The following is a 12735-nucleotide window of genomic DNA, read 5'->3' on the forward strand; positions in this document are numbered from 1 at the left end:
AAACCACCAACCATGAGAAAAATAATACTATTTGTTATTTTACTGTTTTCAAGCTTTTCCGGCCAGATGTATTCTCAAAATGCCGAAGTACTTACCTATGCTTCGCCAGAAGAAGTAGGGCTAGATTCCAAACTGATTCACCAACGTGTAGATTCCATCATTTCCAATGGTATTCGAGAAGAAGCCTTTCCTGGAGCACAGGTTTTGGTTGCCAAAAACGGAAAAATAATCTTTCACGAAGCGTATGGTTACCATACTTACGACAAAAACCAGCCCGTTAAAACCAATGATATTTATGACCTAGCTTCGGTTACCAAGATTACGGCGGCATTACCGGCCGTCATGAAATTGGTAGATGAGGGCAAAATGGATTTGGACCGACCCTTTAGCGATTACTGGACCCGCTGGAAAAAAATAGAGGGTAAAAAGAATTTGACCCTGCGCGAGATACTGGCCCACCAAGCAGGTTTGGTTCCTTACATCATCTTTCTAAACGAGGTTTTGGACGGCAAAGGCAAACCAAAATCAAAATACATCAAGAATTCACCCTCAAGAAAATTCTCCAATCAGGTATACGACCATTTGTTTATCAAAAACAACTTTTACAAAAAGATGTACCGTTTAATTGACAAGTCTGAAGTTTCGGATGAAAAAAAGTACAAGTATTCCGGACTTACCTTTTTGATTTATCCAGAGTTGGTAAAACAACTCACCGGAAGTTCTTATGATTACTTTCTGGAGAAGAATTTTTACTTGCCATTGGGCGCGCCTACCATGGGTTTTACTCCCTCTAAAAAAGGCTTTTCCAATGCAATTGTTCCCACGGAAGTGGATACTCTTTTTCGCCACAGTTTGACAAAAGGATGGGTACATGACGAAAATGCCTCCCTTTTGGGCGGAATTTCCGGTAATGCGGGCCTGTTCGCCAAAGCTACCGACTTGGCAAAATTGATGCAGATGTATATGCAATATGGGGTTTATGATGGTAAGAGATATTTCTCTGAAGCAACCGTGAAGGAGTTTATTAAAGTGCAGTATCCCGAAAACGACAATCGCCGGGGATTAGGTTTTGACAAACCCTTATTGAACAACTCAGAGTTAGGTTTAGAAGATGCATATCCCGCTCCAGAGGTAGGTGAAAGCAGCTTTGGACATTCTGGCTTTACGGGCACTTTTGTTTGGGCGGATCCAGAAAACCAGTTGGTATATATTTTTCTGAGCAATAGGGTCAATCCCTCTCGCGACCATAGAAAACTGTACAGTTTAAATATCAGGTCTGCCGTTCAGCAAGTTTTTTATCAGTCCACATTAGCTAGCGAATAAGATCAAAAGGTTCTCCGAATATTGGTATATTCGTGCGTAAACAACCAATATATGGGTCTGCTCATTTTTTACGCCGTTATATCCATTTTTTTCTCCTTCCTGTGCTCTGTTTTAGAGGCAGTTCTTTTAAGTATTACACCCACTTTTATCAATGTAAAGAAAAAAGAAGGCAAGGCCTATGCTGTCTTATTAGAGGAATTAAAACAAGATGTAGATAAACCTTTGATTGCCATTCTTACCCTTAACACCATAGCCCACACCGTGGGGGCCATTCTAGTAGGGGTACAGGCCAAAGTTGCCTACACCCAACTCTACGGCAGTACCGAAAGAACGATTCTTGGCGTTTCATTTACGGAAGATTTGATGGTAGGTATCGTTTCTACGGTTATGACAATTCTTATTTTAGTAGCTTCGGAAATCATACCTAAAACCATAGGGGCTACCTATTGGAAAGGCTTGGCCAACTTTACTGCAAAAACACTTCGTATTATGGTTTTGGCCTTAAAATACACAGGGCTGTTGTGGTTGCTTCAACTTTTTACCCGATTAGTGGGTGGAAAGGGTCACGAAGGAAGTGTGCTGAGCAGGGAAGATTTTACGGCCATGACAGAAATTGCCCATGAGGAAGGTGTTTTTGAAAAATCGGAATCTACGATTATCAAGAACTTACTTCGTTTTGATGAAGTTTTGGTGAAGGATATCATGACCCCAAGGGCGGTGATGAAAATTGCACCCGAGAAGAAAACCATCCGTGAGTTTTTTGAACAAAATCCTAAAATGCGCTTCTCTAGAATTCCCGTTCATGGAGATAAAATGGACCATATTGATGGCTTTGTACTTAAGGATAACATCCTTGAGGAAATGGTGAATGAAAATGGCGACATGCCCCTTTCCGAAATCAAGCGGGAGATTTTGGTTACAGAACGAAAAACTCCTATTCCTAAATTGTTCGAGACCCTTATCGCAAAAAGGGAACATGTGGCTTTGGTTGTGGATGAATATGGGTCCGTAAGCGGATTGGTTACTATGGAAGATGTAATCGAGACCCTTTTAGGTCTCGAGATTATGGACGAAAGTGATAGCGTAGCCGATTTACAGGATTTAGCGCGCAAGAATTGGGAAAACCGTGCACAGCGCGCCGGCATATTGGAAAAACGCATCGATTCTAAAAAATAATGGAAACGGCTTATATTTCTACACCTTTGGGCACCGCTAAGTTGGAAGGTGATTTGGATGGTATTACTGCCATCACTGTTTCCAATGAGACCCCTAACCCAGGAAAAAACGTACCCAAAAGCTTACAACCCGCCGCAGAGCAACTTGAAGAGTACTTTTTAGGAAGACGAACGGAATTCAATTTAAAGTTGAATCCGCAAGGTACGGACTTTCAAAAAAAAGTTTGGGAAGCACTGTTAGACATTCCTTTTGGAAAAACCGTCTCATACCTTGACCTATCCAAAACCTTGGGCGATGTTAAGGCTATTAGAGCAGTTGCCTCCGCCAACGGAAAAAATCCCTTATGGATTGTGGTTCCCTGCCATCGTGTTATTGGTAGTGATGGTTCCCTAACCGGCTATGCGGGTGGTCTGCACCGTAAAAAATGGCTTTTGGAACATGAAAGCCCAGTAAAGCAACAAAGTTTGTTTTAAGTTTTACCGACTACTCGGTTGGTAGAGACAATATTCCCCCTGAGAATAAGTTTCTTTTTTACATCTTACAGAACAAAAATGCAGGTCATAGAAGAAAACGGAATAGCAGAAATACTGTAAACCGACTATAAGGTCTTTTTGCTTAAATTACTATTCATACATCCGTTTATACTTAAAATCCCTTTTTACAGGGATAAATGACAAGTCTGGGACCTATAATTTTGTGAGTAAATCTTCATGTTATGCAGTTACCATCGATTAAAGAAATTACGAGTAAGGCCCAAAATGCCTTTAACCGATTTCCTGTCACCCTGGTATGGGCCCTTTTAGGAAGCTTCTATATTATGCACCTTATCGGAGTAAGCTCTGGAACCGAAATTGAAGATAAATTCAATATCATTCTCACTTTGATTCTCGGTATCAGTTGGCTCATAGGGACTCAATTTTTCATAGAACAACAAAGACCATCAAATAAGTGGATTATCCTGAAATTGATAGTTCTGGTTCTTTTGTTCCTTTTTTATTGGCACCTACCAGACGGCAAAGACCTAGATGACAATCCTGTTTATATTGTACGATTCTTTCTTTACCTAATCGCCGGGCATTTGTTCCTATTATTTGCTCCCTTCGTAAAATATTGGAATAAAAGTGCCTATTGGAACTATCTTAAATCAGTGGGTATTGCCATTACCCGCAGCGCACTCTTTTCAGGCGTTCTTTACTTAGGCCTTGTTTTGGCGTTATTGGCAATTGATGCCTTATTTGAAACCCATATCAAAGGGGAACGCTACGGCCAACTTTTTATATTCTGTTTGGGTACGGTAAACACATGGATTTATCTATCCGATTTTCCGAAAAAAGTTAGAAACCAAACCGAAATACACTTTGAAAAGGCACTGGAAGTGTTTGTGAAGTTCATCTTGATTCCTTTGGTCATTCTCTATATCGTCATTCTATATGCTTACGGGACCAAAATTCTCATAGAATGGCAACTTCCTAAAGGATGGGTTTCTTATTTGGTGACCGCCTTGGCCCTTATTGGCTATTTGGTACAAATAATCATCAATCCCATCCAAAAAAACACCTCGGCATGGACTATCAAGAGGTTTTATCCTTGGTTTTATTACGCCTTGTTACCTCTGATCATTTTGCTCTTTGTAGCCATTTTTAGAAGAATCAGCGATTATGGTATTACTGAGAACCGGTACTTTGTGGTTCTGATCGCTATTTGGATATTTGCCATGGCACTCTATCTTTTAGTTGCCAAAAAACGACGACTGATTATTCTGCCACTTTCGTTGTTTGCTTTGGCCCTGCTATCCTCCTTTGGTTTTTGGGGTGTTTTCTCGGTATCGAACAGGAGCCAAGCCACCCAATTTAAAAAAGTGTACAAAAAAGTAATGGAAAACAAAGGACTTGCATCCTATGACGAATTCAATCAGTTGACCTCCATTATTGAATATTTAGAAGACCGAAAGGAAATTTACAGATTGGATGCGGTGACGGGAATCCATATGGATGATGCCATGAATGATACCATTTCAAGCAAATGGAGGAGCTATAATTGGGTAGATACCAAGAGTGTTCTTGATTCTTTAGGTATTAGTATTGACCCTAAAGACAACCTAAACATCGCCCAAAATTATGGCACGCACTATTCTTTCTACGAGAATGATGGTAACAATCAATTGATGGATGTAACCGGTTATTCACATTTTTTGCCTGTTTACATTTCCAATCATTCATATAACAACACCAAAGACTCGAGTTATAGCCTAGAATATTATCCCAAGGACCTTTGTCTAAAAGTCGTGGATAAAGAATCCGTTGAAAAGCCTTTGCAAATAGAGTTGCGTTTCTTCTTGAATGAACTTTCAAAAAAAGGACCAAACCTTAACAATATTTCAGTTGACGAAAGAAGTGTAATTTTAGAAAACGGTTCCAAAAGAGCAAAACTTGTTTTTCACAATTTAAGCTTTACGGTATATTCGAAGGACTCACTCGATTTACACAACGGATCGGCTTATATGTTTATCAAAAATAAGAACGATGCTGAATAAGATTAGTTTAGAGAATATTTTGTTTTTAGATATTGAAACTGTCCCAGAGGAGGAACATTTTCAAGGCCTATCTGAAGAAAAAAAAGAACTTTGGGAACAAAAATCGCAATACCAGCGTAAAGATGAATATACCGCTGAGGAATTTTATGAAAGAGCAGGTATTTGGGCAGAGTTCGGAAAAATCATCTGCATTTCCGTGGGATACTTTCATATGAAAGGTGACATACGCTCATTTAGAACCACCAGTTTTTATGGAGATGAAATCCAACTTCTAAAAGAATTTAAAAATTTACTGAACGGCCATTTCAGCGCGACCAAAAAACTATTATGTGGTCATAATGCCAAGGAATTTGACTTTCCTTATATTGCCAGAAGGATGATCATTCACGGTATAGAACTACCTTACAAACTCAACTTATTTGGCAAAAAACCTTGGGAAGTACCGCATTTGGACACCATGGAACTGTGGAAATTTGGGGATTACAAGCACTTTACCTCCCTTAAGTTATTGGCAAATATTTTAGGGATTCCATCACCCAAGCAAGATATTGACGGCAGTATGGTCCGCGAAGTATTTTACAAGGAAAAAGACCTTGATCGAATTATTACCTATTGTGAATTGGATGTGGTAACAACGGCCCAAGTATTTCTGAGACTGCGTGGTGATGAATTGTTGCACGACAATGAAATCAAAAAAGTATAGCACTACATCATCGGATTCGCTACATTTACGTTTTAAACATTTTTATGAAATATTTACTTCTTCCCCTGATTTTTCTTTCCTTGGTTTCTTGCCTTGACGATAATGGCAGTAACGAACAACCAGAACCTATTGACTATACGGCACAGAATGATGAGGATATCCAGATTTACTTGGAACAAAATGAGCTTACTGCAGTAAAAACAGATACTGGACTCTACTATATTATTAACGAACAAGGCGATGGCGCCCAACCTACTTCCTCTTCAGATGTGACCGTTGCTTACAAAGGATATTTTTTAAACGGCTCCGTTTTTGATCAAAGTAGCGAATCTGGCATCACTTTCAATCTACAGCAAGTAATTCCTGGGTGGACCGAAGGTATCACCTATTTTAACGAGGGTGGCAGTGGTATGCTTTTGATTCCTTCCCATTTAGGGTATGGTAGTTTTGACTATAATGGTATCCCTGGAGGCTCTGTGCTTATTTTTGACATAAATCTTATAAGCGTCAACTAGTGCTTTAATCTGTAGACCTAGGTGTTATATTTTAAATGAATGTACACCGGAAAATGGTCGCTTAACCCTCCTAAATATTTACGCCCCGCGTAGGTTCTGAATGGGGAGCCTTTATATTTGCCCTTAAATTCAGTAAGAAAATAATCATCAAAAATATTGGCGTGGGAAAAGCTGTGGGTACCTTTTTCGTAATTGAGGAAGCTGTGCGAGATTAAAATCTGGTCAAAAAGCATCCAACGGCCTTTGTAGCTCGCACTTCCTCGGTGGGGCGTCAGCAGCTTTTCCATGGGATTATAAAGTCCGTTTGCCTGTTTTAAATGTCGCAAGCTATTTGATTTGGGCCCGTCATTAAAGTCGCCCATAACTATGCAGTTCATTTGAGGATCCTTCTCCTGTAGACGGGCAATAAACTCGCTAAGGGTTTGCGCAGCCCTCATTCGTTTGGGGCTAGTAACCGTACCCCCATCCCTTCTCGATGGCCAATGATTTACGAATATGTGTACGGTTTCATTTTTCAAAGTTCCTTTTACATATAAAATATCCCTAGTACGGTCTATACTTCCATCCGTTTGATGAACTTTTAAATGAATGGGTTCTGAACTGATCAATTTAAAGTGCTCTTTGTTATAAATCAAGGCACAATCAATGCCCCTCTCATCTGGAGAATCGTAGTGTACAATACCATAGTCCTCATTTTTTAGGGGTTCGGTGGTAATTAAATCTTCCACTACTTGCCTATTCTCCACTTCACAGATTCCAACTACAATAGGTGCCATATAACCATCGTTAAGCCCTACCCTAGAAATGGTGTTGGCCAATTTTCTTAATTTCTTTTCATAACGCATGGGTGTCCATTGTTTTACACCATTAGGTGTAAAATCATCATCAAGCGTCAAATGATCATCGTTCGTATCGAACAAATTTTCAAGGTTATAAAAGGCAATAGTTTGTAATTGTCTTTTTCCGTGTTTTTTCCAAAAAGAAAAATTCATGTAATGTTGTTATTGGTCTATTAAAATAACGTATATAGGTCGCCCAGTATTTTTTAAATTTGCAATTTACGACCTCTATGATAGAAAAGAATACCATTGAACATGAAAAGGCAGTATTGATCGGTGTGATCAATAGGGAGCAAAATGAGGAAAAAGTGACCGAGTACCTAGATGAACTCGAATTTCTTACCTATACCGCCGGTGGGGAAGTTATCAAGCGTTTTGTACAGCGTGTTGATATACCCAACCCAAAGACCCTTATCGGGAGCGGAAAAATGCAGGAAGTAGAGGAGTTTGTGAAAGAAAACAAGGTAGGCTCCGTTATTTTTGACGACGAACTTACACCTGCGCAACAAAGAAACATAGAAAAACAACTTCGTTGTAAAATCGTGGACCGTACTAGTCTCATCCTTGATATTTTCGCTCAAAGGGCCCAAACAAGCTATGCCAGAACACAGGTGGAGTTGGCTCAGTACGAATATTTACTACCGCGTTTGACAGGTCTTTGGACCCACTTGGAAAGGCAACGAGGGGGAATAGGTATGCGCGGACCCGGTGAAACGGAAATTGAAACGGATAGGCGTATTGTTCGTGACCGTATTACCCTATTAAAAAAGAAGCTCGAAAAGATAGACCGCCAAATGGAAACCCAGCGCGGTAATCGTGGTGCCCTGGTTCGTGTCGCCTTGGTAGGTTATACCAACGTTGGTAAATCTACCCTTATGAATGTAATTAGTAAAAGTGAAGTATTTGCCGAAAACAAATTGTTCGCAACTTTGGATACCACAGTGCGCAAGGTGGTTTTGGGCAACCTACCATTTCTTCTAAGTGACACCGTAGGTTTCATCAGAAAGTTGCCTACCCAACTCGTAGAGAGCTTTAAAAGTACGCTTGACGAAGTGCGTGAGGCAGATTTGCTATTGCACGTGGTGGATATTTCCCATCCGCAATTTGAAGAACATATTGAATCTGTCAATCAAATTTTAGACGAGATTCATAGTGCCGATAAAAACACCATTATGGTCTTCAATAAAATTGACCAGTACAAACATGCTGAAATCGATGAAGATGATTTGGTCACGGAAAGAACAGAAAGGCATTTTACAATTGAAGAATGGAAACGAACGTGGATGCAACGCGTTGGCGACAAAGCTTTGTTCATTTCGGCCCTAAATAAAGAGAATCTTGATGAGTTCAGAAAAAGGGTGTACAATGAAGTAAGGGATATTCATGTGACGAGATTCCCATACAATAACTTTTTATACCCTGAGAATTTAGATGAATATCAAAGTCAGTAGTACCGTTCATCGAAGATTTTAAACTACTTATACTATTCACAACAAATGGGAGGCACTTCACAACAATAATTTATCCAGCACCAAAGTCTGGCGTAGATTTACATTGTAATTAAGTGATAGAGCAAATCCCAAATCGCACTCTGAACTTAATCTGAAATAGAAAAGTTTCGAATCCCAAATCCGATACTTAAAGAACTTAACCTCGAAATTACCTACTTATTAAAAAAATCACCCTCTCCCCAAGAGGGTTTTTTTATACCCAAATGCAAAGCCAACTAGCTCGAAAAAGAAGCATATTGCATCCGTTCATCGAAAAAATTGACGTTTTAACGCATTTCACAACACTATGCGACCTCTTCACAACAAAATTTTCAGCTTCTGTCAAGGTCAACTTAAATTCGAATTGTATTTGAAATTTAGTGTTATGTCCCAAAGACAAAAGAACTTGACCTAGGTTTGATTTTTATTGACTGTACCAAATTACCGACCCTACTTAACAAAAAAAATGCCCCAACGATTGTTGGGGCATTTCTTTTATATGCTTGTTTCCTATTCTTAGAAAGAATAGTTCAAACCTAGCAAATAGTAGCTTTGAAGGTCATTATCTATGTTATCGAATGTAGGTGTTGGCGTAATGGCAGGCTCAACAGCTAAAGCGTTGGCCAAGGCCTCTTGCTTATTACCTCTTAACCCAAATTCAAAACCTACACCGATGTTCTTCCATAGGGTATAACCGAAGGAGTTGATCCACGTCCAGTTAGATAAGTCACCATCTTTATAACTCTGGAAAGTAGAAAAGTTGGTCTTAAAGCTCACTGCACCCAATTGTTTGGTATAATCTACCACAATTTTAGCACCGGCAGATGATTCGTAAGCAGTGTCATTATCAGCAAATACAAAGTTGTAGTTTAATGGGTGGATTACCACTACCATATCCTTGATTGGAGTCCAGGTAGCACCAACCCCAAGGTCTAAATAACCAGGGTCATTAAAGTTATTGATGATTGAAGTACGGTACTCACCCAAAGCTGAAATAGCAAATTTAGAGTTCAATTTATATCCGTACAGAGATGTAACTGTAAAAACATCGGTAGTACCAGTAAAGCCTTCCTCATCAGTAGGATCGTCCTTGTCATCTATTTTCACCCATTGAAGGTTGACAACACCAGAGTTTCTCCAAAAGAACTTTTCTCTGTCCAAATTGGCAAACCCGTTTACAGTCACACCAATATTACCTGATGAGTTGTTAGGCACACCCTGAGAATACCAGTTATTGAACTTAGATAGATTGGCACCAATGGTACCGAATGCGCCGGTCTTCCAACCGGGAAAGGCATCAATTTTACCCTGAAGGGCATTTACCCTACCTTGAATAGCTTTGATAGAGTCTTTTTTAGCTGCTTGCTCAGCTTTTAACTCCTCGATTGTTTGAGCAAATCCCGCAGAAAAAGCGAGCATTGCAATACAAGAAATTACTAATTTCTTCATAATGTTAATGTTAGTGAATAAGTGTTTATTAACTGCAAAGTTAACGATGCTAACATTTAATAAACAAGTTTACTAACAATTATTTTCTCTTAAAGAGGGGTACGGAAGAGCAAGCCTCACCATACATAAGGGACTTAACCAGGGGGTGTAACTGTTGGGTTATCAACAAATAAGCACTTTCCGGAACTGGCTTTTTACTGCATCCTTTTATTATCACCATCTTATCCTGAAAGTCGGTCAAATCCAAATTTTCAAGTACCGATTGGTATAAAGAGGTTTCTAAATTCTGCAAATCTCCCTTAACTACTTTTTTGGCGTAAGCAGACAACTCAACGGTGAGTAACATAAACGCCCACCCGGGCACAATGGCATCTGTGGAGCAATGAACAGCCACAAAGGCATCTTTGTACTGAGACCAATCATGCGCCTTGACGGATGCCCTAAATTCTTTCTCTCTGAGAATAATCCCTTCAAACAACCACTGAGAAATATCCAAAAGAACTCTTGGTCCAGAAGGGTAATAATCCTCTAAATCAAAAGTGACCAGTTTACTTTGAGCGACCCGGTTTATAATTACATCTTCTTCCTTAGACATCGTAGGGCAATTACAGAATTAAAGTAAACCTAGCTCTAACTTGGCTTCCTCGCTCATTAATTCCTGGGTCCAAGGAGGATCGAACGTAATTTCCACTTCAGCGTCTTTTACCAAGTCCAAAGACTTCACTTTTTCCTCCACTTCCGCGGGCAAAGATTCAGCTACAGGGCAATTAGGTGATGTAAGTGTCATTAGAATGCGAACTTCGTTATCCTCATTTACAAGCACATCGTAAATTAAGCCTAATTCATAAATATCTACCGGAATTTCTGGGTCATAGATAGTCTTGAGAACCTTTACTATTTTTTCGCCCAATTCACCGGTTTCAACTGTTTCAATATCGTCGTTCATATAATTCTTTTTTTAGTTTAGAAACAGAAGTTTCTTTTAGTTTAATTGCGTTTGGTACGCAACTGCATATAACTTCAGCTGTTTGATCATGCTTACCAAACCATTTGCTCGTGTTGGGGAAAGATGTTCCTTAAGGCCTATTTCATCAATAAAAGCAGTATCCGCATCAATAATATCCTGCGGTTTTTGATTGCTGAAAGCTCTGATTAATATAGCGATAATACCTTTTGTTATAATCGCATCGCTGTCTGCGGTAAATACCAATTTCTCGTTATCCAACTCTGCATGGACCCACACTTTGCTTTGGCATCCCTTAATAATGTTATCCTCGGTTTTGTACTGCTCATCTATTAACGGAAGGGACTTACCAAGTTCAATCATGTATTCATAACGCTGCATCCAATCATCGAACATGGAAAACTCGTCTACTATCTCTTCCTGTATTTCCTTTATAGCCATTATTCTATATTTTCAGCAAAAATACAATAAGAATCCCTGCTTATCAATTCTTTAAGCCAAAGTTAGGAAGCCTTATCAAAGCAACATGTTTCGCGCTCGTTTTACCCCCTCAACCAGCGCATCTACCTCCTCTTTCGTATTATAGAAACAGAAACTGGCTCTAACGGTTCCAGGAATTTTATAGAAATCCATAATTGGCTGTGCACAATGATGTCCTGTACGTACGGCAATGCCCAATTTATCCAAAATGGTACCGATATCGTACGGATGGACTCCTTCAATATTAAATGAGATTACCGAAGTCTTTTCTTGGGCCGTACCGTATATTCTAAGGCCTTCTATACTTAACAATTCCTCGGTTGCGTACTTAAGTAATTCATGCTCGTAGGCTGCAATTTTTTGGAAACCAATGGAATTCATATAATCCAAAGCAGCTCCAAAGGCAATTCCCCCGCAAATATTGGGCGTACCTGCCTCAAACTTATGCGGAAGCTCAGCATAGGTCGTTTTCTCAAAAGTTACCTCAGCGATCATCTCCCCACCACCTTGATAGGGAGGCAACTTGTTCAACCATTCCTCTTTTCCATAGAGCACGCCAACACCTGTGGGTCCACACATTTTATGGGCGGAAACGGTGTAAAAATCGACATCAAGCGCTTGCACGTCCGCTTGAATATGCGGTGCGGCCTGTGCCCCATCAATTAATACCGCTGCACCCACAGTATGAGCGCTTTCAATTATTTCCTTAATAGGGTTTATGGTACCCAATGCATTGGAAATATGGTTACAGAAAACCAATTTGGTTTTAGCACCAAGCAAGTCGTGGAAAGCATCCATAACAAGCTCCCCTTCCTCATTCATGGGAATGACCTTTAACAAGGCACCTGTACGTTCCGCCAACATTTGCCAAGGCACAATATTGCTGTGGTGTTCCATGGCGGATACCAATATCTCATCGCCCTTTTTTAAAATGGATGAAAAACCATTCGCTACCAAATTGATACCATGCGTAGTACCGGAGGTAAAAATGATTTCGTGACTTTTTTTTGCGTTAAAATGCTTTTGGATTTTCTGCCTTGCCTGTTCGTATTTATCGGTCGCCTCCTGCGATAAAAAATGTACCCCGCGATGAATGTTGGCGTTGTAATTTTGGTAATAATCCACGATAACATCAATCACCTGTTTAGGAGTCTGGGAAGTAGCAGCATTATCTAAGTAAACCAGAGGTTTACCGTTCACTTCTCGATTTAATATGGGGAAATCCTTCCGGATTTTTTGCACATCTAACATAGTGTTCTTATT

13 protein-coding genes are annotated in these 12735 nt (G+C 39.8%); 7 read left to right on the forward strand and 6 right to left on the reverse strand.

Annotation, left to right across the window (positions count from 1 at the left end):
* The first annotated feature begins 12 nt into the window (after positions 1 to 12).
* The 6 genes from BIZ36_RS02975 to BIZ36_RS03000 all read left to right on the forward strand — a co-directional run bounded on the left by BIZ36_RS02975 (position 13) and on the right by BIZ36_RS03000 (position 6250).
* Positions 13 to 1323: a serine hydrolase domain-containing protein gene (locus tag BIZ36_RS02975; protein ID WP_187456382.1), complete on the forward strand. Its 1311-nt coding sequence runs from the start codon at positions 13 to 15 to the stop codon at positions 1321 to 1323.
* A gap of 51 nt (positions 1324 to 1374) precedes the next feature.
* The gene (locus BIZ36_RS02980) at positions 1375 to 2499 is read left to right on the forward strand and encodes a CNNM domain-containing protein (RefSeq protein ID WP_187456383.1); all 1125 of its coding nucleotides are present in this window, start codon (positions 1375 to 1377) and stop codon (positions 2497 to 2499) included.
* Positions 2499 to 2972, forward strand: a complete 474-nt coding sequence (locus BIZ36_RS02985) for a methylated-DNA--[protein]-cysteine S-methyltransferase (protein ID WP_187456384.1) — start codon at positions 2499 to 2501, stop codon at positions 2970 to 2972. The genes BIZ36_RS02980 and BIZ36_RS02985 overlap by 1 nt, the downstream gene beginning before the upstream one ends.
* 242 nt (positions 2973 to 3214) lie before the next feature.
* Entirely contained in the window at positions 3215 to 5032 is a 1818-nt protein-coding gene (locus BIZ36_RS02990; protein WP_187456385.1) for a DUF4153 domain-containing protein, read from the forward strand.
* Complete coding sequence (locus BIZ36_RS02995; protein WP_187456386.1) at positions 5022 to 5735, forward strand: 3'-5' exonuclease; 714 nt, start codon at positions 5022 to 5024, stop codon at positions 5733 to 5735. The genes BIZ36_RS02990 and BIZ36_RS02995 overlap by 11 nt, the downstream gene beginning before the upstream one ends.
* 44 nt (positions 5736 to 5779) lie before the next feature.
* Positions 5780 to 6250, forward strand: a complete 471-nt coding sequence (locus BIZ36_RS03000; protein ID WP_187456387.1) for an FKBP-type peptidyl-prolyl cis-trans isomerase — start codon at positions 5780 to 5782, stop codon at positions 6248 to 6250.
* Positions 6251 to 6267: 17 nt separating this feature from the next.
* Here BIZ36_RS03000 and BIZ36_RS03005 read toward each other — a convergent pair whose 3' ends face one another.
* Positions 6268 to 7242, reverse strand: coding sequence for an endonuclease/exonuclease/phosphatase family protein (locus BIZ36_RS03005; protein ID WP_187456388.1), 975 nt, complete (start codon positions 7240 to 7242; stop codon positions 6268 to 6270).
* A 77-nt stretch (positions 7243 to 7319) separates the two neighbouring features.
* Between BIZ36_RS03005 and hflX the strand changes: the two genes are divergently transcribed.
* Entirely contained in the window at positions 7320 to 8540 is a 1221-nt protein-coding gene (hflX, locus tag BIZ36_RS03010) for a GTPase HflX (protein WP_187456389.1), read from the forward strand.
* Between the two features lie 555 nt (positions 8541 to 9095).
* Here hflX and BIZ36_RS03015 read toward each other — a convergent pair.
* The 5 genes from BIZ36_RS03015 to BIZ36_RS03035 all read right to left on the reverse strand — a co-directional run bounded on the left by BIZ36_RS03015 (position 9096) and on the right by BIZ36_RS03035 (position 12723).
* Positions 9096 to 10028 (reverse strand): DUF3078 domain-containing protein, encoded by a 933-nt coding sequence (locus BIZ36_RS03015; protein ID WP_187456390.1) that lies wholly within the window; start codon positions 10026 to 10028, stop codon positions 9096 to 9098.
* 79 nt (positions 10029 to 10107) lie between these two features.
* Complete coding sequence (locus tag BIZ36_RS03020) at positions 10108 to 10623, reverse strand: DUF2480 family protein (RefSeq protein WP_187456391.1); 516 nt, start codon at positions 10621 to 10623, stop codon at positions 10108 to 10110.
* Positions 10624 to 10641: 18 nt separating this feature from the next.
* Positions 10642 to 10974 (reverse strand): SUF system Fe-S cluster assembly protein, encoded by a 333-nt coding sequence (locus BIZ36_RS03025; RefSeq protein WP_187456392.1) that lies wholly within the window; start codon positions 10972 to 10974, stop codon positions 10642 to 10644.
* Between the two features lie 36 nt (positions 10975 to 11010).
* On the reverse strand, positions 11011 to 11433 hold the full coding sequence (locus BIZ36_RS03030; protein WP_187456393.1) for a SufE family protein: 423 nt from the start codon (positions 11431 to 11433) through the stop codon (positions 11011 to 11013).
* 75 nt (positions 11434 to 11508) lie between these two features.
* Positions 11509 to 12723, reverse strand: a complete 1215-nt coding sequence (locus BIZ36_RS03035) for an aminotransferase class V-fold PLP-dependent enzyme (RefSeq protein ID WP_187456394.1) — start codon at positions 12721 to 12723, stop codon at positions 11509 to 11511.
* Positions 12724 to 12735 lie beyond the last annotated feature (12 nt).

It is taken from the genome of Cytophaga sp. FL35 (genome assembly GCF_014349235.1).
Classification (GTDB): domain Bacteria; phylum Bacteroidota; class Bacteroidia; order Flavobacteriales; family Flavobacteriaceae; genus Euzebyella.

What these genes read in the sequence shown, in the direction of transcription:
- BIZ36_RS03030 (WP_187456393.1), bottom strand. Translation starts at nt 11,433, where the DNA reads ATGGCTATAAAGGAAATACAGGAAGAGATAGTAGACGAGTTTTCCATG.
- BIZ36_RS03035 (WP_187456394.1), bottom strand. Translation starts at nt 12,723, where the DNA reads ATGTTAGATGTGCAAAAAATCCGGAAGGATTTCCCCATATTAAATCGA.
- BIZ36_RS02975 (WP_187456382.1), top strand. Translation starts at nt 13, where the DNA reads ATGAGAAAAATAATACTATTTGTTATTTTACTGTTTTCAAGCTTTTCC.
- BIZ36_RS03005 (WP_187456388.1), bottom strand. Translation starts at nt 7,242, where the DNA reads ATGAATTTTTCTTTTTGGAAAAAACACGGAAAAAGACAATTACAAACT.
- BIZ36_RS02990 (WP_187456385.1), top strand. Translation starts at nt 3,215, where the DNA reads ATGCAGTTACCATCGATTAAAGAAATTACGAGTAAGGCCCAAAATGCC.
- BIZ36_RS03000 (WP_187456387.1), top strand. Translation starts at nt 5,780, where the DNA reads ATGAAATATTTACTTCTTCCCCTGATTTTTCTTTCCTTGGTTTCTTGC.
- BIZ36_RS02995 (WP_187456386.1), top strand. Translation starts at nt 5,022, where the DNA reads ATGCTGAATAAGATTAGTTTAGAGAATATTTTGTTTTTAGATATTGAA.
- BIZ36_RS02985 (WP_187456384.1), top strand. Translation starts at nt 2,499, where the DNA reads ATGGAAACGGCTTATATTTCTACACCTTTGGGCACCGCTAAGTTGGAA.
- BIZ36_RS03025 (WP_187456392.1), bottom strand. Translation starts at nt 10,974, where the DNA reads ATGAACGACGATATTGAAACAGTTGAAACCGGTGAATTGGGCGAAAAA.
- BIZ36_RS03015 (WP_187456390.1), bottom strand. Translation starts at nt 10,028, where the DNA reads ATGAAGAAATTAGTAATTTCTTGTATTGCAATGCTCGCTTTTTCTGCG.
- hflX (WP_187456389.1), top strand. Translation starts at nt 7,320, where the DNA reads ATGATAGAAAAGAATACCATTGAACATGAAAAGGCAGTATTGATCGGT.
- BIZ36_RS03020 (WP_187456391.1), bottom strand. Translation starts at nt 10,623, where the DNA reads ATGTCTAAGGAAGAAGATGTAATTATAAACCGGGTCGCTCAAAGTAAA.
- BIZ36_RS02980 (WP_187456383.1), top strand. Translation starts at nt 1,375, where the DNA reads ATGGGTCTGCTCATTTTTTACGCCGTTATATCCATTTTTTTCTCCTTC.